At 64.1% G+C, this 19,125-nt stretch carries 18 protein-coding genes and 1 tRNA gene; 8 read left to right on the top strand and 11 right to left on the bottom strand.

Annotation, left to right across the window (positions count from 1 at the left end; genetic code table 11):
• Positions 1 to 10: 10 nt before the first annotated feature.
• From VVR41_RS05215 to VVR41_RS05200, 4 genes are all read left to right on the top strand, one after another.
• The gene (locus tag VVR41_RS05215; RefSeq protein WP_321102081.1) at positions 11 to 370 is read left to right on the top strand and encodes an FKBP-type peptidyl-prolyl cis-trans isomerase; all 360 of its coding nucleotides are present in this window, start codon (positions 11 to 13) and stop codon (positions 368 to 370) included.
• Positions 371 to 389: 19 nt separating this feature from the next.
• Positions 390 to 1,229 carry an aldo/keto reductase gene (locus tag VVR41_RS05210; protein ID WP_368523876.1) on the top strand — a complete coding sequence of 280 codons (840 nt, stop codon included), beginning with the start codon at positions 390 to 392 and terminating at the stop codon, positions 1,227 to 1,229.
• Between the two features lie 227 nt (positions 1,230 to 1,456).
• A complete protein-coding gene (locus VVR41_RS05205; RefSeq protein WP_368523895.1) occupies positions 1,457 to 1,735 on the top strand; it encodes a DUF485 domain-containing protein in 279 nt (92 codons plus the stop codon).
• Positions 1,736 to 1,738: 3 nt separating this feature from the next.
• Positions 1,739 to 3,394, top strand: a complete 1,656-nt coding sequence (locus VVR41_RS05200; RefSeq protein WP_321102085.1) for a sodium:solute symporter family transporter — start codon at positions 1,739 to 1,741, stop codon at positions 3,392 to 3,394.
• Between the two features lie 60 nt (positions 3,395 to 3,454).
• Here the strand turns inward: VVR41_RS05200 and VVR41_RS05195 are convergent, their stop codons facing one another.
• The gene (locus VVR41_RS05195) at positions 3,455 to 4,330 is read right to left on the bottom strand and encodes a DUF1906 domain-containing protein (RefSeq protein WP_368523875.1); all 876 of its coding nucleotides are present in this window, start codon (positions 4,328 to 4,330) and stop codon (positions 3,455 to 3,457) included.
• Between the two features lie 490 nt (positions 4,331 to 4,820).
• Positions 4,821 to 4,893, bottom strand: a tRNA-Arg gene (locus VVR41_RS05190).
• A gap of 101 nt (positions 4,894 to 4,994) precedes the next feature.
• On the opposite strand from VVR41_RS05190, the gene VVR41_RS05185 reads away from it, so the two are divergent.
• A complete protein-coding gene (locus tag VVR41_RS05185) occupies positions 4,995 to 5,225 on the top strand; it encodes a hypothetical protein (RefSeq protein WP_368523874.1) in 231 nt (76 codons plus the stop codon).
• A 5-nt stretch (positions 5,226 to 5,230) separates the two neighbouring features.
• Entirely contained in the window at positions 5,231 to 5,746 is a 516-nt protein-coding gene (locus tag VVR41_RS05180) for a hypothetical protein (protein WP_368523873.1), read from the top strand.
• Here the strand turns inward: VVR41_RS05180 and VVR41_RS05175 are convergent.
• From VVR41_RS05175 to VVR41_RS05160, 4 genes are read right to left on the bottom strand one after another with little or no spacing between them, the layout of a single operon-like run.
• Entirely contained in the window at positions 5,743 to 6,000 is a 258-nt protein-coding gene (locus VVR41_RS05175) for a mycoredoxin (RefSeq protein ID WP_321101340.1), read from the bottom strand. The genes VVR41_RS05180 and VVR41_RS05175 overlap by 4 nt on opposite strands.
• Before the next feature lies 1 nt (position 6,001).
• Complete coding sequence (locus VVR41_RS05170) at positions 6,002 to 6,472, bottom strand: dihydrofolate reductase (RefSeq protein WP_368523872.1); 471 nt, start codon at positions 6,470 to 6,472, stop codon at positions 6,002 to 6,004.
• Positions 6,469 to 7,269, bottom strand: a complete 801-nt coding sequence (locus VVR41_RS05165; protein WP_368523871.1) for a thymidylate synthase — start codon at positions 7,267 to 7,269, stop codon at positions 6,469 to 6,471. The genes VVR41_RS05170 and VVR41_RS05165 overlap by 4 nt, the downstream gene beginning before the upstream one ends.
• A 30-nt stretch (positions 7,270 to 7,299) precedes the next feature.
• On the bottom strand, positions 7,300 to 8,070 hold the full coding sequence (locus tag VVR41_RS05160; protein ID WP_368523870.1) for a 3'(2'),5'-bisphosphate nucleotidase CysQ: 771 nt from the start codon (positions 8,068 to 8,070) through the stop codon (positions 7,300 to 7,302).
• A gap of 29 nt (positions 8,071 to 8,099) precedes the next feature.
• Here VVR41_RS05160 and VVR41_RS05155 point away from each other — a divergent pair, with 29 nt between their 5' ends.
• Positions 8,100 to 12,701 (top strand): ATP-dependent helicase, encoded by a 4,602-nt coding sequence (locus VVR41_RS05155; protein WP_368523869.1) that lies wholly within the window; start codon positions 8,100 to 8,102, stop codon positions 12,699 to 12,701.
• Here the strand turns inward: VVR41_RS05155 and VVR41_RS05150 are convergent.
• Positions 12,698 to 14,128, bottom strand: a complete 1,431-nt coding sequence (locus VVR41_RS05150) for an HNH endonuclease signature motif containing protein (protein ID WP_368523868.1) — start codon at positions 14,126 to 14,128, stop codon at positions 12,698 to 12,700. The genes VVR41_RS05155 and VVR41_RS05150 overlap by 4 nt on opposite strands.
• Before the next feature lie 128 nt (positions 14,129 to 14,256).
• On the opposite strand from VVR41_RS05150, the gene VVR41_RS05145 reads away from it, so the two are divergent.
• Entirely contained in the window at positions 14,257 to 15,063 is an 807-nt protein-coding gene (locus tag VVR41_RS05145; RefSeq protein ID WP_368523867.1) for a DNA-formamidopyrimidine glycosylase family protein, read from the top strand.
• On the opposite strand, the gene VVR41_RS05140 is transcribed toward VVR41_RS05145, so the two are convergent.
• From VVR41_RS05140 to VVR41_RS05125, 4 genes are read right to left on the bottom strand one after another with little or no spacing between them, the layout of a single operon-like run.
• Positions 15,011 to 15,646 (bottom strand): DedA family protein, encoded by a 636-nt coding sequence (locus VVR41_RS05140; protein WP_321101754.1) that lies wholly within the window; start codon positions 15,644 to 15,646, stop codon positions 15,011 to 15,013. The two genes, VVR41_RS05145 and VVR41_RS05140, sit on opposite strands and share 53 nt — an antisense overlap.
• 42 nt (positions 15,647 to 15,688) lie before the next feature.
• Positions 15,689 to 17,176, bottom strand: a complete 1,488-nt coding sequence (locus tag VVR41_RS05135) for a glutamate-cysteine ligase family protein (RefSeq protein ID WP_368523866.1) — start codon at positions 17,174 to 17,176, stop codon at positions 15,689 to 15,691.
• Positions 17,177 to 18,814 (bottom strand): glucose-6-phosphate isomerase, encoded by a 1,638-nt coding sequence (gene pgi, locus VVR41_RS05130; protein ID WP_368523865.1) that lies wholly within the window; start codon positions 18,812 to 18,814, stop codon positions 17,177 to 17,179.
• Between the two features lie 17 nt (positions 18,815 to 18,831).
• The gene (locus tag VVR41_RS05125) at positions 18,832 to 19,125 is read right to left on the bottom strand and encodes a chorismate mutase (protein WP_368523864.1); all 294 of its coding nucleotides are present in this window, start codon (positions 19,123 to 19,125) and stop codon (positions 18,832 to 18,834) included.

Raw genomic sequence — 19,125 nt, 5'->3', positions numbered from 1 at the left:
GTTTCAGTTCATGGAAAAGCCAACCATTGAGGTCCCGCAAGAGCCGGCACCCGTTGATCTTGTCATTGAAGACATTGTTGTCGGCGACGGCGCCGAAGCCGTCGCGGGTGGATACGTCAACGTCCACTACTTGGGCGTGGATTACGAAACGGGCGAAGAGTTCGACTCATCCTGGGATCGTGGCGAAGCAGCACAGTTCCCGCTTGCGGGCCTTATCGAAGGCTGGCAAGAAGGCATTCCCGGCATGAAGGTCGGAGGCCGCCGCGAGCTGACGATTCCGCCGGAGAAAGCCTACGGCCCTGCAGGCGGCGGGCACCCCCTCGCCGGACGCACTTTGGTCTTCGTTATCGACCTGCTCGACGCCAAATAAAACTGGCACAATGGGTGGCATGAGCATTCCCGTGACCACCCTCAATGACGGCTCCGATCTGCCGCTTCTCGGACTGGGGACCTACAAGCTCACTGGCGAGGAAGTAGGCCCTGTTGTTCGAACGGCGATCGAGCTGGGATACCGGCACATTGATACCGCCTCCCTTTACGGCAACGAAGCTGAAGTGGGTAAGGCGATCAATGATGCGATTACCGCTGGAGATGTCACGCGCGAAGAGCTAGTTGTCACCACCAAGCTGTGGAATGACGACCAGCACCGCGCCGGAGAGGCTTTCCAGGAATCCCTTCAGCGCCTGGGCCTCGAATTCATTGACATCTACCTCGTGCACTGGCCGTGGCCCCAGCGGGGGCTATATGCGCAGGCATTCGAGTCAATAGTGAAGCTGCAGGGCACGGGGCAGCTGCGCTCCGTCGGTGTGGCGAACTTCTATGAGGCCGTTCTCGACGACATTCTTGACACAACTGGGGTTGTCCCGGTTCTTAACCAGATCGAGCTCCACGCCGGTTTCACACAGCCCGAGCTGCGCACTTACCACGCGGAGAAGGGGATCGTGACCGAGGCGTGGGCGCCACTAGCGCGAGGGGCGAGCTTCACCGCGCCCGAGATCGTTGCCGTGGCCGACAAACACGGCGCCACGCCGGCTCAGGTTGTGCTCGCATATCTCATGGCGCTTGGCTGCTCCGTCATTCCAAAGACAGCAAATCCGCAACGCCTCGTTGAAAACCTGGGTGCCGTGGACGTTGTGCTGGATCGCGACGACATTGCCACCCTTGACTCCGTAGCAGGTCACCGCATGTCGGGTGATCCCCGAGAGTTTCCGGGAAGCGACGCTTTGTAGATTTTCTCCCCTGAGTGGGGGTGTTTCAACACGTTTATGAGAAGCAGGTCACAAACTCACTGAAATGTGTCTGTGGTTTGGGTTACATTCAATCTGTGTAGTCGTGGAGGACACGTAACCTTCCGGCGGCATGTTCTATTACTTCGCACAGAAAGGATGAGGCCGTGTCTCAAGCATCGACCGCAATCCCAACCCGCCGGGAGCCATCTCCTGACGAGTTCGTGGCAATGCAGCGCAGCTCCGAGTTTCAAGACCTGCGCAAGGCTTACCGTGGATTCACATTCCCTGTTTCCGTCGCCTTTTTCCTCTGGTACGTGTTCTACGTCCTCGTCGCGACGTTCTACGCAGACGCCATGGCGACGCCGTTCCTCGGTCTGAATGTGGGCATTTGGCTGGGAATCCTTCAGTTTGTCACCACCTTCTTGATCACCTGGGTGTACGTGAAGTACGCCAACAAGAATATTGAGCCGCGCGCGGCGCACATCCGTGAAGTGATGGAGGGATAGAACATGAACGTAGCTTTCCTAGCTCAAGACGCCGCACAGCCCGAGGGCGTAGGCAACCCCATCCTTAACATCGCGATTTTCGCGATCTTTATCGTCGTCACCCTGATCATCGTGACCCGGGCTGGTAAGACCACGAGCGAGTCTGCGGACTTCTACACCGGTGGCGCATCCTTCTCCGGTACCCAGAACGGTCTTGCCATCGCAGGTGACTATCTCTCCGCCGCGTCCTTCCTGGGTATCGTCGGCTCCATCGCCCTCACCGGTTACGACGGGTTCCTGTATTCCATCGGATTCTTCGTCGCGTGGCTGGTGGCCCTGCTGCTCGTCGCCGAGCCACTGCGCAACGTCGGTCGATTCACCATGGCGGATGTGCTTTCGTTCCGCCTCCGCCAAAAGCCGGTCCGTGTGGCAGCTGCCTTCGGAACCTTGTTTGTGTCGCTGTTCTACCTCATCGCACAGATGGCCGGTGCCGGCTCTCTCGTGTCGGTGCTTCTGAACCTGCACTCGTTCTCCGCACAAGCGATCTGTGTCGTCGTGGTCGGCATCGTCATGATCGCCTACGTTCTTATCGGAGGCATGAAGGGTACGACCTACGTGCAGATGATTAAGGCCGTTCTGCTCATTGGTGGTGTGTCCATCATGACTGTGTTGGTCTTCATTGCAGTCAGGGGTGGATTCAACACTCTGTTTACTGACGCGGTCAACATGCACGCCGGTTCTCAGTACATCCAGAATCAGGGCTACGAGGCTTCCGAGATCCTCAAGCCCGGCCTGAAGTACGGCGAAACCTTGGTCCACCAGATTGACTTCATTTCCTTGGGCCTGTCCCTGGTTCTTGGTACCGCGGGTCTGCCGCACGTGCTCATGCGTTTCTACACCGTCCCAACGGCTAAGGAAGCCCGCAAGTCCGTGACCTGGGCAATTGTTCTCATCGGCGCCTTCTACCTGCTGACCCTGGTTTTGGGCTACGGTGCCGCCGCTCTGGTCGGCCCAGATCGCATCCTCGCAGCTCCGGGTGGCGCGAACTCCGCGGCCCCGCTGCTCGCATTCGAGCTCGGCGGTTCTATCTTCATGGCGCTGATCTCCGCGGTCGCGTTCGCCACCGTCCTCGCCGTGGTTGCAGGCCTGGCTATTACCGCCTCCGCATCGATCGCGCACGATGTATACAACGCGGTGCTGCGCGACAACCAGGCAACCGAAGACGAGCAGGTCCGCGTTTCCCGCGTTACCGTGGTGGTCATCGGCATCGTAGCCATCGTCTTGGGCATCCTCGCGATGCAGCAGAACGTGGCCTTCCTGGTGTCCCTCGCGTTCGCCATCGCCGCATCCGCCAACTTGCCGACGATCCTCTACTCCCTGTACTGGAAGCGATTCAACACCACTGGTGCGGTGGCTTCGATCTACACGGGTCTTGTCACCGCCCTGGTGCTGATCTTCCTCTCCCCGGCGGTCTCTGGATCCCCGACCGCGATGTTCTCCGGCGCGGACTGGTCGATCTTCCCGCTGACCAGCCCGGGTATCGTATCGATCCCGCTGGCCTTCCTTGCCGGCATCATCGGTACTTACCTTGGTAAGCCCGACAACTTCGACGAACTACAGGCCGAGATGGAGGTCCGCTCGCTCACAGGTGTGGGCGTCGAGGCTCCCGTGGACCACTAGTTCTGTACACACAAAAGAGACTGCGCACCGTGTGCAGTCTCTTTTGTGTGTGGAGTTCTCTTAACGGCCGAGGAACGCGCGTGCTGCGTTAATCGCTTGGTCAACCGGCAGCTGGGACGACGCCTGGCTGGAGAGCATTGTCGCCTCCTGGATCATTTCAGGTGACACGGGGACCGGAGCTGCCGGGGCGGGGGCGGGAATGGCGACAACAGGAGCCTGGCCCGGGGCCCATTGGCCCCAGTCGGCTGCGTAGATGTTGTTGACGTCGCACTCCACACCGTCGATCCGCGTGGTTCGGCGTGCGGGCTGGTGGATCTGGGCGCGCGGGTGGATGCGACCGCCGGATCCCCAATCGTGCATCCAGAAGTAGGTGCCGATGCCGTCCTCCACGCACCACTGGATAACGTTGTAGTTGCCGTAGACCCCGGTCTGGTAACCCGCGGCAGTCAAAGCGGCGCTAAACGCGCGCAGGTAGGGGCGGATCTGGTTGTCGTACTGGGCGCGGGTGGGGTTGTCGTCGATAGCAATATAGATCGGACGGCCAACCGGGCCGCCTGCGGCGCGGTGGAGGGCGATAGCCTGGGGTGCGTGGGTTGCTGCCGCGCCGGCGCCGCCCAGCCAGTCGGCGGTCTCGGCGCGGCCGAACTGATACACCGAGGCTGTAGCGAGCCCGTTGGCCTTGAAGTCTTCCGTCTCCGCCCTTTGGACCGGCTTGCCTACCATCCAGTCGGCGCCGGGGCGGCGCTGAGACACGTAGCGTACGGCGCCGAGGTGTCCTGCGGCCTTGACGGAGCGTCCGGAGGGGACTCCGGCGGAGTAGTCGAGGACGGTGCCGAGAATGCGGTTCTGTGCGGCGGCGCGTGGGGCTACGGCCAATCCCGCCACAGCGGTGAGGCCGGCCGCCTGCAGGAAGCGGCGTCGGTTGATGGATGTCATCGGAGAACTCCTGGTGTCTGAAGGGCGACAGAAAACAACTGTAACAATTGCAACATCAGCCACATTAGTCCACTGGAGGTGTGCCTGGGGTTTCAGTCATGACGGGTGACAGGTCAGTCGCGACATCGTTGACACCGTGAACAGTCCTAACCGCAGCCTCGCGATCGTCAAAGCCGTCCGCGAACAACACCAGCTGCCGTATTTGCCGAGAACGGCGCGTACACAACGACGTAGTCGCGCCTGACAGGAGAAACGGCATCCGCTAAGCCGGAAAGCACTACTGCATGGATATCGGCGGGACCTTCACCAGGAGGGGGAGCCTGGCCACTTTGTCGGCGGGAACAGCCTCGCAGCGGCACATCCCGCAACTACCAAAAACCAAATTGGCGAAAAGGCGACCCACCCCTGCAACAAAAACAAAACCGGCGCCCCCGGAAAATCAAAACCCGAGGCGCCGGTTTGTCAACCATGTCGCGACTGATGACAAAAGCGCCCCAGAGAGGAATCGAACCTCCGACACCGGCTTTAGGAGAGCCGTGCTCTATCCACTGAGCTACTAGGGCAGTGGCAACAGGTTACCGCATTCCGAATTGCACCCGTAAATCAACAACCGAGGCGCAAGTCAAACTTGCCAGACGCGCAATGCGCAAGTTAAACTTGCCCCATGGCAATCGAATCCAAGATCAAGAGAAACCGTCAGCTTCTACTCCTCGCGTTCATTGCCGTTGTCGTTCTGGCCTTCGTCGGAATCTTCGTCAGCTTCGCCATTCCGCTCGCCGTGGTCTACTTCGCAGTGGGAATCGCTCTGTTCTACGCCATCTTCAAATGGCTCGATGAAGTCATCAAACGGGGCAGCTTCCACGCCGAGCCCTGGCGCCCGGCCGACGAGCAGTAACCGGCATGCAGGACAACGACGCCCGCCTCGCTGTGGACATCACCGAGCTCGCCACGCGTATCGACACCCCCACCACCGACGTCCCCGACTCCCTGAAAGACGCCAACCGGTTCGCCCGTATCGCCCGAGTCGCCACCGAACTGGAGGTGCAGGCATTGCTGGCTGCCCACAACGATGGTGTGTCGTGGTCGCGCATCGGCAAGCATCTCGGGGTTTCACGCCAGGCTGTGCAGCAGCGCGTCGACCCGAACTACCGCGCCGCGCCAGAGCTGCCGCCCACGTCCAGAGTCCTTGGCCCGGTGGACCGCAACGACGAGGTGGAGCAACTCAACGCTGCCGGACGGCAGGGGTGGAAACCCGTGAAATCCGAAAATGGCCGCCACGTCATGGTCAAGACCGATGCGAAGTGGGAGATCCAACGCGTTTCGATGGCTCGGTTATCCGCCATGCCTCAAGGCGAGGACGGATGGGAGGCCGTAACCGTGCGGTTTCCCGACTGTTTCTACGCTCGGAAGATCTAAGAATTCAGCTCGCGGTATTTCGCCGCCACAGCGTCCACCGGGGGGTTCGTGGCGTGGGTGCCGTCGGAGTAGCGCACCGTGGGCACGATCCGGTTGCCACCGTTGACAGATGCGACCCAATCCGAGTGCTCGCGATTCTGGGGGTCGTCGACGTCGACAACCTCGTAATCCACATCGGTGCGCTTCAGTGCGCCGAGCAGGTTGCGGCAAAACGGGCACCAGTCCGTAGCAAATACGGTGACGGGAGCAGGCATGTCAGTTCCTTTCGAAGCGCTGGAATTTGTAGCGCAGGCCGGTTGTGGACTCCTGCCACTCACCGTCGTGGACGAGGGTGAAGGAGTCGTCGATGTGGGGCGCGAGTACTGGGGTGGGCAGGGTGTAGTGGGCGTCGATAAGCGTGCGTTCGATGACGTCGACCTTGCCGATGGTGGCCTCGTAGAGTTGAGCCCCTCCGATGATCCACGCGTCCGTCTCGATATCTGGGAGGTCCGTCGAAACGAGTGCACCCTCGGACCAGCGCCCCGGCGCCTTGGATGAGATGACGTGGTTGACGCGGCCCGGCAACGGTTTGATGGGCAGCGACTCCCACGTGCGGCGACCCATGATGGCGGGTGTGCCCATGGTGATGGCCTTGAAGTGCTTGAGATCCTCGGGGAGGTGCCACGGCATGTCGTCGCCGGTGCCAATGACTCCGTTGAGGGACTGCGCCCAAATCGCGCCGATCATACGGATACCTGTGCCTTGATGGTCGGGTGGGGGTCGTATCCGTCCACGGCGATGTCGTCAAAGGTGTAGTCGAAAAGCGAGGCCGCCTTGTTCAGCTTCAGCTGGGGGTAGGGGCGGGCATCGCGCGCGAGCTGCTCACGTACCTGGTCGAGGTGGTCGTTGTAGATGTGGCAGTCGCCGCCAGTCCAGATGAGCTCTCCGACGCCGAGACCAGCCTGCTGCGCGAACATGTGGGCCAAAAGCGCGTAGGAGGCGATGTTGAAAGGCACACCGAGGAACAGGTCGGCGGAGCGCTGGTAGACCTGCAGCGACAACTTCCCGTCCGCAACGTAGAGCTGGAACAGCAGGTGGCACGGCATGAGCGCCATCTTGTCTAGCTCCGAGACGTTCCACGCGGACACAAGATTGCGCCGCGAGTCAGGGTTGTCACGCAGGGTGTCGAGCGCGGCCTGGATTTGGTCGATGTGCTCTCCGTCTGGCGTGGGCCAGGAGCGCCACTGCACGCCGTAAACGGGGCCGAGCTCGCCGTCGTCGTCGGCCCACTCGTTCCAGATGCGGATGTCATTGTCCTGGAGCCACCGCACGTTGGACTCGCCGCGCAGGAACCAGAGCAATTCGCCCACCACACCTTTGAAATACACCCGCTTGGTGGTCAATAGCGGGAAGGAGTCGGACAGGTCGTAGCGGATCTGGCGGCCGAACACGCTGCGGGTGCCGGTACCTGTGCGGTCTTGCTTGATGGTTCCGTTGTCGAGGACGTCGCGAAGCAAATCTTCGTAGGGCGTGGGCACAGACATGGTTTAGATACTAGTTATTACACACCGTTGCTAGATCTCACCCTCGAAGGAACCATGATCCGTGATGAAGTCCGCGCAGATAGAGAGGATCTCGTCGGCGAGCTCAGGGCGGCAGATGAGCAGATCCGGGATGTAGGTGTCGGCGTTGTTGTAGCTCAGCTTTGAGCCGTCGAGACGCGAACAGTGCAGGCCCGCAGCCAGGGAGACACCCACCGGCGCCGCCTGGTCCCACTCGTACTGCCCGCCGGCATGAACGTAGGCGTCGTAATCGCCCAAGAGCACGTGCATGGCTTTCGCACCGGCAGACCCGACCCCAACGGCATCGAAGCCGAGCTTGTCGGCCACCGCGTGTGCGACCGCGGGCGGGCGAGTGCGCGACAATGCGATCCGGCGCGCGAACGGCCCGCCGACGTGGCGCACATCAGACGACTTGAACACAACACCGAGGTCCGGCAGGCCCACGGCGGCATGGGTCGGAAGGCCGTTCTCCACGAGCGCAACGTGGACGGCCCAGTCCTGGCGGCCGGTGGCGAACTCCTTCGTGCCGTCGAGTGGATCGACGATCCACACGCGGTCCTTGCCCAGTCGCTCTGGGTTGTCGGCGGCTTCCTCCGACAAGACTCCGTCGTCGGGGCGGTGTTGGGCCAGCACGCGGGCGATCCAGCTTTGGGCGAGGTCGTCACCAGCCTCGCCCAACTCGCGGCCGCGGAGCAGACCCACGCCACGGATCCCCTTGAGGATCTCACCTGTGCCCTGAGCAATCAGATTGGTCAGGCGGGAGTCTGAATAGGTGGCGGTCATGGGCTCAACCCTACCGTAGAGTGACTGTCATGCCCGAGGAGATTTTGCAGCGCTTTCATCCCCAGGTGGCCACCTGGTTCAGCGAGGTCTTCGCGGCACCGACGCGCGTCCAGGCTGAGGCGTGGGCGTCGATCTCCCAGGGCGAGAACTCGCTCGTCGTTGCTCCCACGGGCTCAGGCAAGACTCTCGCCGCGTTCCTCTGGTCCCTCAATAGCCTTGTCGAACGCGCCGGGCAGCAGGCTTTGCCTATCGACGGCTCCGAGACCTCCTCCCACGGCGGCGTGCGCGTTCTCTACATTTCCCCGCTCAAGGCGCTGGGCGTCGACGTAGAGAACAACTTGCGCGCCCCGTTGAGCGGGATTGCACGCGTCGCCCAGCGGATGGGCCGCGATATGCCGGACATCTCGGTGGCGGTGCGTTCTGGTGATACCCCGCAGGCGGAGCGCAACCGTCAGGTGCGCCGCCCGCCGGATATCCTTATCACCACGCCCGAATCGCTCTACCTCATGCTCACGTCCAAGGCGGGGGCGATTCTGGAGACCGTCGATACCGTCATCGTTGACGAAATCCACGCGCTCGCGGGCACGAAGCGCGGCGTGCATCTTGCTCTGTCGCTGGAACGCCTTGCTATGGTCGCCGGTTCTTTCCAGCGCATCGGCCTGTCGGCGACGGTGCGCCCGCTCAGTTCCGTGGCAAACTTCCTCGGCCCGCGCACGACCATCATCAACCCGCCAGGGGAGAAGCAGTGGGGACTCGACGTGGTCGTGCCCGTCGAGGACATGAGTGATCTTCCCGTGCCCGAGGAGGCCTCCACCATCGGCGAGGCCGTGCTTGACGACGCCCTCGAGCCCACCCCCGCCGCATCATCCATCTGGCCCCACATCGAGCGCGCCGTCTACGACCAGGTGATGCAGCACCGCTCGACGATCGTCTTCGTCAACTCCCGGCGCTCGGCTGAGCGGCTGACCAGCCAAATCAACGAGCTGTGGGCTAAGGAGCACGATCCGGACAGCCTCAGCCCGGCGCTTCGACGCCCGCCCGCGCAACTGATGAAGGCGGTCGACACCGCGGGCCACGCCGCGCCCGTCATCGCCCGCGCCCACCACGGCAGCGTGTCCAAGGACGAGCGCCACATGACGGAGACGATGCTCAAGGAAGGCTCGCTCCGGACGGTTATCTCCACGTCCTCGCTGGAGCTCGGCATCGACATGGGCGCGGTGGACCTAGTCATCCAGGTCGAGTCCCCGCCGTCGGTGGCATCTGGCCTGCAGCGCGTCGGACGCGCCGGGCACTCCGTTGGGGCGGTGTCGCAGGGCACGTTCTATCCCAAGCACCGCTCGGACCTGGTGCAGACCGCGGTGACGGTGCCGCGCATGCGCGCCGGGCTGATCGAGGAGCTGCACACCCCTGTCTCGCCACTCGACGTGCTCACCCAGCAGACCATCGCCGCCGTTTCCATCGCGGACCTCGACGTCGACGAGTGGTACGAGACCGTGCGCCGCGCCTGGCCGTACCGCGACCTCGACCGCGACGTCTTCGATGCCGTGATCGACCTGATCGTGGGCGTGTACCCGTCGACTGATTTCGCGGAACTGCGCCCGCGCGCGGTGCTCGAGGGCACGACGCTCACCGCCCGCCCCGGTGCGCAGCGCGTCGCCGTGACCAGCGGCGGCACGATTCCCGACCGCGGCATGTTCGGTGTGTTCCTCGTCGGCGGGGAGGACTCCGCTCCGCGGCGCGTCGGCGAGCTGGATGAGGAGATGGTCTACGAGTCGCGCGTCGGCGACGTTTTCACCCTCGGCGCGTCGAGCTGGCGGATAGAGAACATCACGCGCGACCAGGTCCAAGTCAGCCCCGCCCCCGGCCACACGGGTCGGCTGCCCTTCTGGACGGGCGACGGGCTGGGCAGGCCGTACGAGTTGGGCGTGGCGCTGGGGGAGTTTCGTCGAGAAGCGAAAGACGGCGAGAACATCGACCCCTCGCTCGACGACTTCGCCCGCGGCAACCTCGTGCGCTACCTGCAAGAACAGGAAGAGGCGACGGGGATCCTGCCGGATGACACCACGCTCGTCATCGAGCGCTTCACCGACGAGCTGGGGGACTGGCGCGTCGTGCTGCACACCCCGTTCGGCAAAGGCGTCAACGCCGCGTGGGCGCTCGCCACGGGGTGGCGGGTCGCGCAGGAAACCGGCATGGACGCCCAAGCCGTTGCGGGTGACGACGGCATCGTGCTGCGCCTGCCGCAGGGGGAGAAGGAACCCGACGCGTCGATCTTCACCTTCGACGCCGACGAGATCGCCGACATCGTGACCGAGCAGGTGGGCAACTCCGCGCTGTTCGCCTCGCGCTTCCGCGAGTGCGCCGCCCGCGCCCTGCTTCTGCCGCGGCGCAACCCGGGCAAGCGCGCTCCACTGTGGCAGCAGCGCCAGCGCGCCGAGCAGCTTCTCGACGTCGCCCGGAACTACCCTTCGTTTCCCATCATCCTCGAGACCGTCCGCGAGTGCCTCCAAGACGTCTATGACCTGCCGGCCTTGCACAAGGTCATGCGCGAGATCGGCACGCGGCGCATCCGCATCGCCGAGGTCACCACCGACCAGCCGAGCCCCTTCGCGTCGTCGCTGCTGTTCAATTACACGGGCGGGTTCATGTACGAAGGCGACACCCCGCTAGCGGAGAAGCGCGCCGCCGCGCTCTCGCTCGACCCGTCGCTGTTGGCAAAGCTCCTCGGCACGGTCGAACTCCGCGACCTTCTCGACCCCGAGATCATCGCCGAGGTCGACGCGTCGCTTCGCCGCCTCGGCCGCGCCGACACCTCCGAGCAGTTCGCCGACACCCTGCGCATGATCGGGCCCGTGCCCATCGATGAGCTCGCGGCCTACACCGGGGTGCCGCTCGCCTCGCTCGAGGCCTCGCTCGGGCCCCGCGTGATGCGGGTGCGCATCAGCGGGCGCGACCACATCGCCCAAGCTCTCGACGCCCCATTGCTTCGCGACGCCCTCGGCATCCCCGTCCCGCCCGGCATCCCCGCCCAGGTCGCCACCATCCCCGACGCCCTGGCCCAGTTGGTCAGCCGGTGGGTGCGTACCCGCGGGCCGTTCACCCTGCGCGACCTCGCCGACAGTTTCGGGCTCGCCATCGGTGCGGCCTTCTCCGCACTCCAGCCGCTTGTCGATTCCGGCAAGGCCATCGAGGGCCGCTACCGGCAAGGCGTGGAGGAACAGGAGTACGTGGCCGCCGAGGTCTTGCGCGTCATCCGCAGCCGCTCGCTTGCCGCCGCGCGCGCCCAGACTCGCCCCGTGTCCCAGTCGAGCTACGGGCGTTTCCTACCGCAGTGGCTCAACGTCGCGCCAGTGGGGGTCCGGCCCGCCCTGCGCGGCGTGGACGGCGTCTTCACTGTCCTCGAGCAGCTGGCCGGGGTGCGCCTGCCCGCCTCCGCCTGGGAATCATGGATCCTGCCGTCGCGCGTGGGGGACTACCACCCAACGATGCTCGACGAGCTCACCTCCGGCGGCGAGATCGTCATCGTCGGGGCGGGCAAGGCCGGCGCCCGCGACCCGTGGATCATGCTCCTGCCCGCCGACTACGCCTCCCAGCTCATGCCGCAGACCGAGGAGCCCGTCTACTCGCTGACGCAGTCCCAGATTATGGAGAAGGTCCGCGCCGGCGGCGGGTTCCTGTTCACGGACCTGCTCACGCCGTCCACCACTGTGGAGGAGCTGCGCGAATCGCTCTGGGGGCTTGTCGAGGCAGGAATGCTCTCTCCCGACTCCTTCGCCCCCATCCGCGCCCGGCTTGCGGGCGGCAAGACGGCGCACCGCGCCAAGCGTCGCCCCTCCCGGTCCCGCGTCCGTTCGGGGCGGACCTCCTTCGCGTCGGTGACGCCGCCGGACATGGTGGGCCGGTGGGCCGCGACCCCGGTGGCGGACACCGATGCCACCCGGCGCAGCGTCGCCCTCGGCGAGGCCTGGCTCGACCGCTACGGCGTGGTGACCCGCGGCGGGGTTGTTGCCGAGGACGTCCTCGGCGGCTTCGCGCTGGCGTACAAGGTGCTCAGCGGGTTCGAGGAGTCCGGTAAGGCGATGCGTGGCTACCTCATCGACGGCCTCGGCGCGGCGCAATTCTCCACTCCCGCCACCATTGACCGGCTGCGCGGCCACCAGGACACCGACGACATCGTCGGCTGGCCCTCGGGCGCGCGCGAGCCGCTGGTCCATGTCATGGCGGCGACCGACCCCGCAAACCCGTATGGCGCCGCACTCGCCTGGCCCGACCAGGGACCTACTCGAAGTGCGGGCGCGATCGTCGTGCTTATCGACGGCCTCCTCGCCGCCCACGTCACCCGCGGCGGAAAAACCATGACGACCTTCTTCGACCATTTCCCTGACGATGTGGGCGACCCTTTGAACAGGGTTGTCGCCGCGCTTGCCGACGCCGTCGCGCTCGGCAGGATGCGTCCGTTGAACGTCGAAAAGCTTGACGGTGGTGCTGCATTCCGGCTGCGCGAGTACGGGGCGGCCGTGACCCACAAGGGCGTGAAGATCGGTGGTACGGCTGCCGCACCCCCGAAGCGTCGTGGACGTTCCGTGGCGGAAGCCCTCGAGGACTTGGGGGAGGTCAGCTTCGACGATTAGGCGATGCGCAGGCAGAACTGCGCTGGTTCGGCGTCGTCGTAGGGGTCGGGGAAGGGTGGCTCCTCGAGATCTGGCTCGGGCGGAATCCAGGAGAGGTCTTCTGGGGCCGGGGTGCATTCAAACGTCAGCTCGAACTCCTGCTCCAGCTTCCGGATCCCGGCGATGCACTTCTCGTAGTCGCCGTCGTGCTCGTAGGCGTCGCACAGCGCGTGACACATCGCGTTGAACCGGGCGGTTGCCGCAATGCTGCGGTGGTTGTTCTCTACGGTTGTTGCCCACCGGGGAGATTCCGGGGTGATCTGGTCGCGGAGGATGCCGTTGCTAGACGCTGTCAGCCACGTGCCGTTAGCGAAGAGCCAGATCACGTCACCCGTAGCGGGGTCGGGCACGTAGAAGGCGCGCTTGTCTGTCTTGATGTTGTGGTGGTGCTGGCACAGGCAGAAGAGGTTGTCGGGAGTGGTCGGTCCGCCCTCGTCGTAGGGGATGCGATGGTCGAGCTGACAGTTGTCGGCCACGCGGTGGCAGCCCGGGTAGACGCATGTGCCGTCGCGGGTGCGCACGTACATGGCCATTTTCGGGGTGGGGCAATAGCCGTCGACACGCGAGGCGCGGATGTCGTCGAGGTTGACGATGTCCGGCGGGTTCTGCTCGAAAAGCCGCTCGAGGTGGTCGCGCTCCTCGGCGCCGGTCCAACCGAAGCCCGGGAGGTAGGCGGGGCCGGCGGGCCCATTCGGAGTGAAGACATTGAGGACCATCGGGGCTGACGGGGTAAGGGATCCTGTCAGAAGCTGGATGATGGCGTCAGCGAGGCTGATCTTGTTTTCGCGGGCGGTGGATTTCAGCGAGGCATCTATGTTCGCCATCGTCACCTTGTCGGCAACGAGGGCCAAACCATCGCGAGCCACGCCGTTTTCTTCGGCGGGGAAGAAATACGCGGAAGGGGCGGTGGAGGTCTCGCGGCGCTTGCGTTTGCGCGGGCTGAAGTTGACCGATGAGTCGATGCTGGCAATCAGTTGGCGCAGGCGACTGGTGATCCGGTGGATGCTCGGGAGTTCCTGGCCTGGTCGGGTCAGGGTGAACATTGCTGTGAGGGTGTCGTCGATAAGCTCCCACGACTCGGCGGGGAGGGAAGGAGGAAGCACCATGAGGGTGCGGTTGATGGCGCTGAGCCGGGGGACGTCGAGAAGCTTGTGCTCGGACTGGAGGGCGCGGACGCGGGGAAGGTCGCGGAGGCGGGCGTAGCCGAAGATGCCGCCTTCGACAAACGTTTTGCCACGCCGAGTCAGCGCCATCGTCTCTGTGATGGCTTCGTCCAAGTCGCCTTCTAGTATGTCGTCCGAAGGGTCGGCGTAGCGGCCGAAGATAAGGTACTCGCCCTCGATCATGATGTTTGCGCCGATAGCGCGGTAGTCGTTGCGCTCTTCCATGAAATCCCCCTTTCACTACCGCTAGTATTATCGAATGTACGTACTATCCGCAAGGGGTAGACCAAAATAAACTTTTGAAACGTAGATAACATGTGCGAACCCGAGAAGTGGTGCGCTAATCTACTCACATGCCAGAAGGAGATTCCGTCTATCAGCTCTCCAAACGCCTGCAGTTCATGCAGGGCAGGGAAGTGACGCGGTGCAGCATCCGGGTGCCGCGCTACGCCACGGTCGACGTGTCGGGCCTGACCTGCGAAAGAGTGTGGCCCTACGGCAAGCACCTCTTCATGCAGTTCGGCCCCGAGGTTGTGCACACCCACCTGAAGATGGAGGGCACGTGGGCGAAACACCGCGCGGGAGCGCGATGGAAGAAGCCGGGGCACACCGCACGCATCGTGCTGCAGCTCAAAGACCCCGCCGGCGACATCGAAATCGTCGGCCACGAACTCGGACTCGTCGAAGTGTTTCCGGCCCGCGAATACGCAGAGCGCATGAGTTACCTCGGACCGGACATGCTGGCAGAAGACTTCGACCACGATGAGGTGGTCAGGCGCATCGAGGCTTCCCCGCGCCTCGAGATTGGCCGCGCGTTGCTCGACCAGAAGAATGCCGCCGGGATCGGCAACGAGTACCGCGCGGAGATCAACTTCCTCGCCGGGACCCACCCCGCGGAACTCGTCGGAGACGTCGACGTCGATGCGCACGTGCGGATCGCCCGCCGCCTGATGTGGGCAAATAAAGACTCCCCAGTCCGTGTGACCACCGGGGTCAGACGAGCAGGGGAGACAAGTTACGTGTTTGGCCGGAACAACAAGCCGTGCCGGAGGTGCGCCACCCTGATCAAGAAGGGATTTCTTGGAGGTAGCGGCGACTTGGAGCGCGTTATTTGGTGGTGTCCGCGGTGCCAGCCCGCTCCACATAAGCGCGCCGGATGAAGTAGAACAGCGCTCCCAGCAGGATAAGGGCGATGATGGCGTAGACGACGTTGGAGTAGGTGTTGACGTAGTCCTCCACGACGTGCCAGTTCTCACCGAGGTAAAACCCGAGGGTGATCAACAGGGCGTTCCAAAGTGCGGAGCCGAAGGTCGTCCACAAACCGAAGGTGATCAGGTTCATTCGGTCGAGGCCGGCCGGGATCGAAATCAGCGAGCGCACTCCCGGAATGAGGCGGCCGAAGAAGACAGAAACCTTGCCGTACTCGTGGAAGAAAGCGAGGGTGTTGTCCACGTCGGACGCCTTGACCAGCCACATCCAGTCGGCAATGCGGCGCAGGCGGTCAGCGCCCAGCCAGACGCCGGCACCGTAAAGCATGTACGCGCCCACGACGGAGCCGAGCACCGACCAAATGAACACGGACAGGAAGTTGAGCGAGCCCTGCGAGACCGTGAAACCGGCCAAGGGGAGGACGACCTCTGACGGAATCGGCGGGAAGAGGTTTTCCAGCAAAATGGCGATGCCGACGCCGGGGGCGCCGAGCAACTCCATGAGGTGCACGACCCAGTCGATGATCGATTGCATTCACAACTCCTTCATGTGGGGTAATCAGCCCCACATTCTGCCTTACTCGACCTTGGTCGACCAAGTGTGCACGGGAGCGCCGGTGGCCTGGTTCGCCAGATACTGGCGCAAGACCCGGGCGAGAGCCTCGGCGCGCTCCGGGGTGCCGGGGCGGGTGCCCGGTCCGGCTTCCATGAGCGCGGCGAGTTGCCAGGACGCGCCGTTTTGGCGTCGGCAAGCGCGGCCCTCGATGATGCCCATGTATTCGTCGATGAGCTCCTCGTTGACTTTGAGACTGCGCAAACCCTCGCGCGCCTGGGGGAGGAGGTGCTCGGTCACGAGCTCGGAGACCTCGATCACGCCGAGCGTGGGCCACTTCATCCGCGCAGTGAGGCCGTCACGGGCACCGGCCTCGAAGTTCTCGGCGGCCCGCTCGAAGCTCAACCGCGACCACACGGGGCGGGTCTGCTCGCCGAGGTACTTGACCATGCCGTAGTAGAACGCGGCGTCGGCCATGATGTCCTTGACGGTCGGGCCGGCCGGGAGGAGGCGATTCTCCACACGGATGTGCGACAGCTCGCCGTTCGGATCGTAAATCGGACGGTTCCAGCGCCATACCGTGCCGTTGTGCAGGTTGAGGTAGTGCAACCCCGGGCTGTCGCCGAGCATGATCGGCTTGCCGGCGGAGACGCGGCCCTCGGGCAGAAGCGGCGAAAAGTAGCGGACGTTCTCCTCGAACAGGTCGAACACCGAGGTGATCCAGCGCTCGCCGAACCACACACGGGGCCGCACGCCTTGGTGGATGAGCTCCTTTGTGCGTGTGTCGATGGCCTGCTGGAAGACCGGGATACGCGATTCGTGCCAGAGTCGGTGGCCCATGAACAGCGGAGAGTTTGCGCTGAGCGCCGCTTGGACACCCGCGATGGCCTGGGAGGCGTTCCACGCCTCGGCGAAGCGGTTCGGCGCGACCTGGAGGTGGAGCTGCATGGAAGTGCAGGTGGACTCTGTCGAGATGTCCTCGAACTCGTGGTAGTAGCTCTCCACTCGGCTCAGCGCCATCTGGAGCAGCTCACCGCGCGACTCCATGACAGAGTTGCTCAGCCCGCGGTAGCGGTGCTCGTTGGTGATCCACCCCGGATCCTCCAGGAACTCGTTGGTCATGGTGGGCAGGGTGCCGATCATCGCCAGCTGCGCGCCTTCAGCCTGAGCAGCCTCGCGGACGAGGCTAAGGCGCTTCTCCAGCTCGTTTTCCAGCGCCGTCAGTCCTGCGCCGTCGATGCTCTGCGGCGGGAGGTTGAGCTCGACGTTGTAGGAGCCGATCTCGGATTGGAAATCGTCGCTAAGCCGGTCGAGGACCTCCTTGTTTTTCGGCGCGGGGGCCATGGTGTCGTCGACAAGATTGAGCTCAAGCTCAAGCCCGATCGTGCCCTGGCTAACGAAGTCCGCGCACTGTAGGTGGCGGTCGAACACCTCGAGCTCGTCTTCCAACCGCTTGCGGTAGGCGGAGCGCTGTTTCGGGGTGTAGGTGTCTGTGCTGATTGCATCGCCCATTTACTGTGCGCTCCTGTACCAAGAGATGAGGGCGTCCGTGGAGGAATCGCCGGTGGATGGTTCTGCCGCGCCGGACACCGCGTCGGCGAGATCGCTCGCTTGCTGCTTGCCCAATTCCACGCCCCACTGGTCGAAGGCGTTGATGCCCCAGATAACGGATTGCGTGAACACGATGTGCTCGTACAGCGCGATGAGTGCTCCCAGCACAGCCGGGGTGAGGCGCTCGGCCAGGATGGTTGTCGTCGGGCGGTTGCCGGGCATGACCTTGTGTGGGGCCAGTTGCTTATCGACGCCCTCCCGCTCCAGCTCCTCGAGATCCTTACCAAAGGCAAGGACCTTGGTCTGCGCGAAGAAGTTGGACATCAAAAGGTTGTGCATCGAGCCGGTGCCGTCGGCGGCAGGCAGGTCCTGAGCCGGTGTGGCGAAGCCGATGAAATCCGCCGGGACCATCGTCGTGCCCTGGTGGAGCAACTGGAAGAAGGCGTGCTGGCCGTTCGTGCCCGGCTCGCCCCAGAAGACCTCTCCGGTGTCGTAGTTGACCAAGGACCCGTTGGCGGTGACGGACTTGCCGTTCGATTCCATGGTGAGCTGCTGCAGGTAGGCGGGGAAGCGCGCCAGGTCCTCGGAGTACGGCAGCACGGCGTGGGACTGCGCGCCGTGGAAGTTGCGGTACCAGACGTTGAGCAGGCCCATCAGCGCGGGGATGTTACGGCGCAGCTCGGTGCCGCGGAAGTGCTCGTCCATGGCGTGGAAACCCTCGAGGAAGCGCATGAAGTCTGCAGGGCCGATGACGGCCATGAGCGACAGGCCGATTGCGGAGTCGACGGAGTAGCGCCCGCCGACCCAGTCCCAGAACGGGAACATGTTGGCGGTGTCGATACCGAACTCGGCGACCTTCTCCGCGTTCGTCGACACGGCGACGAAGTGCTTGGCCACAGCCGCTTCATCCCCGTCGAACTTCTCCACGAGCCAGCGCTTCGCGGCGTGCGCGTTCGCCAACGTCTCCTGGGTGGTGAACGTCTTGGAAGCGACGATGAACAGCGTCTCCTCGGGGTTCGCGGTGGCGAGGACGCTGACCATGTCGGCTGGGTCGACGTTGGAGACGAACTCCGCGGTGATGCCGGCGGTGGCGTAGGCGCGCAACGCCCGGGTAGCCATTGCGGGGCCGAGGTCGGACCCGCCGATGCCGATGTTGACCACCTTTGTGATGCGCCGGCCGGTGTGACCGAGCCACTCGCCGGTGCGCAGGGCGGTTGCGAAGTCGCGCATCTGGCCGAGGACCGCGTGCACGTCGGCGGTGACGTCCTGTCCGTCAACGCGCAGCGATTCTTCAGCGGGCAAACGCAGGGCGGTGTGGAGGACGGAGCGGTTCTCCGTGGAGTTGATGCGCTCGCCGTTAAACATCGCCTCGATACGCTCGGAGAGCTTCGCTTCTTCCGCGAGGGCAACGAGGGCGTCGAGGACCTCGTCGTCCACCAAGTTCTTGGACAGGTCCACGTGGAGGCCGGCGGCGTCGAAGGTCCAGTCGGCGGCGCGGGTGGGGGAGGCGTCGAAAAGCTCGCGCAGGGTGGAAGAAGTCTTCTCGGTGCGGAGGGCGTCGAGACGCGCCCAGGCGGAGGAGGAGGTCACAGAATTCATGACCTCCACGCTAGTGCTTAGCCGAGCTTCCCGCGTCCAAGGCGCAAGAGAATGGTGGCCAGAGCTGGTCCTTCCTCACCCAACTCGTCGCGGAACTGGTTGATGATGGCCACCTCGCGGGTGTGCACCAACTTCGTGCCGCCCGAACCCATGCGCGTGCGGCCGATGGCCTGGGAGACCTCGGAACGGCGCTTGACGGCGTCGAGGATGACGCGGTCGAGGCGGTCGATCTCCTTGCGGTACTGCTGAATCTCGCTATCAGAAAGCGGGTCGTCGGTGCCTGTCGGCATTCGAACAGCAAACTCGTTCAT

Source organism: Corynebacterium sp. LK2510 (genome assembly GCF_040946405.1).
Classification (GTDB): domain Bacteria; phylum Actinomycetota; class Actinomycetes; order Mycobacteriales; family Mycobacteriaceae; genus Corynebacterium.
This window is presented reverse-complemented; position numbering and strand designations above follow the sequence as displayed.

Coding starts and splice junctions, on each gene's coding strand:
- VVR41_RS05215 (WP_321102081.1), top strand. CDS start 11: ATGGAAAAGCCAACCATTGAGGTCCCGCAAGAGCCGGCACCCGTTGAT.
- VVR41_RS05210 (WP_368523876.1), top strand. CDS start 390: ATGAGCATTCCCGTGACCACCCTCAATGACGGCTCCGATCTGCCGCTT.
- VVR41_RS05205 (WP_368523895.1), top strand. CDS start 1,457: ATGCAGCGCAGCTCCGAGTTTCAAGACCTGCGCAAGGCTTACCGTGGA.
- VVR41_RS05200 (WP_321102085.1), top strand. CDS start 1,739: ATGAACGTAGCTTTCCTAGCTCAAGACGCCGCACAGCCCGAGGGCGTA.
- VVR41_RS05195 (WP_368523875.1), bottom strand. CDS start 4,330: ATGACATCCATCAACCGACGCCGCTTCCTGCAGGCGGCCGGCCTCACC.
- VVR41_RS05185 (WP_368523874.1), top strand. CDS start 4,995: ATGGCAATCGAATCCAAGATCAAGAGAAACCGTCAGCTTCTACTCCTC.
- VVR41_RS05180 (WP_368523873.1), top strand. CDS start 5,231: ATGCAGGACAACGACGCCCGCCTCGCTGTGGACATCACCGAGCTCGCC.
- VVR41_RS05175 (WP_321101340.1), bottom strand. CDS start 6,000: ATGCCTGCTCCCGTCACCGTATTTGCTACGGACTGGTGCCCGTTTTGC.
- VVR41_RS05170 (WP_368523872.1), bottom strand. CDS start 6,472: ATGATCGGCGCGATTTGGGCGCAGTCCCTCAACGGAGTCATTGGCACC.
- VVR41_RS05165 (WP_368523871.1), bottom strand. CDS start 7,269: ATGTCTGTGCCCACGCCCTACGAAGATTTGCTTCGCGACGTCCTCGAC.
- VVR41_RS05160 (WP_368523870.1), bottom strand. CDS start 8,070: ATGACCGCCACCTATTCAGACTCCCGCCTGACCAATCTGATTGCTCAG.
- VVR41_RS05155 (WP_368523869.1), top strand. CDS start 8,100: ATGCCCGAGGAGATTTTGCAGCGCTTTCATCCCCAGGTGGCCACCTGG.
- VVR41_RS05150 (WP_368523868.1), bottom strand. CDS start 14,128: ATGGAAGAGCGCAACGACTACCGCGCTATCGGCGCAAACATCATGATC.
- VVR41_RS05145 (WP_368523867.1), top strand. CDS start 14,257: ATGCCAGAAGGAGATTCCGTCTATCAGCTCTCCAAACGCCTGCAGTTC.
- VVR41_RS05140 (WP_321101754.1), bottom strand. CDS start 15,646: ATGCAATCGATCATCGACTGGGTCGTGCACCTCATGGAGTTGCTCGGC.
- VVR41_RS05135 (WP_368523866.1), bottom strand. CDS start 17,176: ATGGGCGATGCAATCAGCACAGACACCTACACCCCGAAACAGCGCTCC.
- pgi (WP_368523865.1), bottom strand. CDS start 18,814: ATGAATTCTGTGACCTCCTCCTCCGCCTGGGCGCGTCTCGACGCCCTC.
- VVR41_RS05125 (WP_368523864.1), bottom strand. CDS start 19,125: ATGAACGAGTTTGCTGTTCGAATGCCGACAGGCACCGACGACCCGCTT.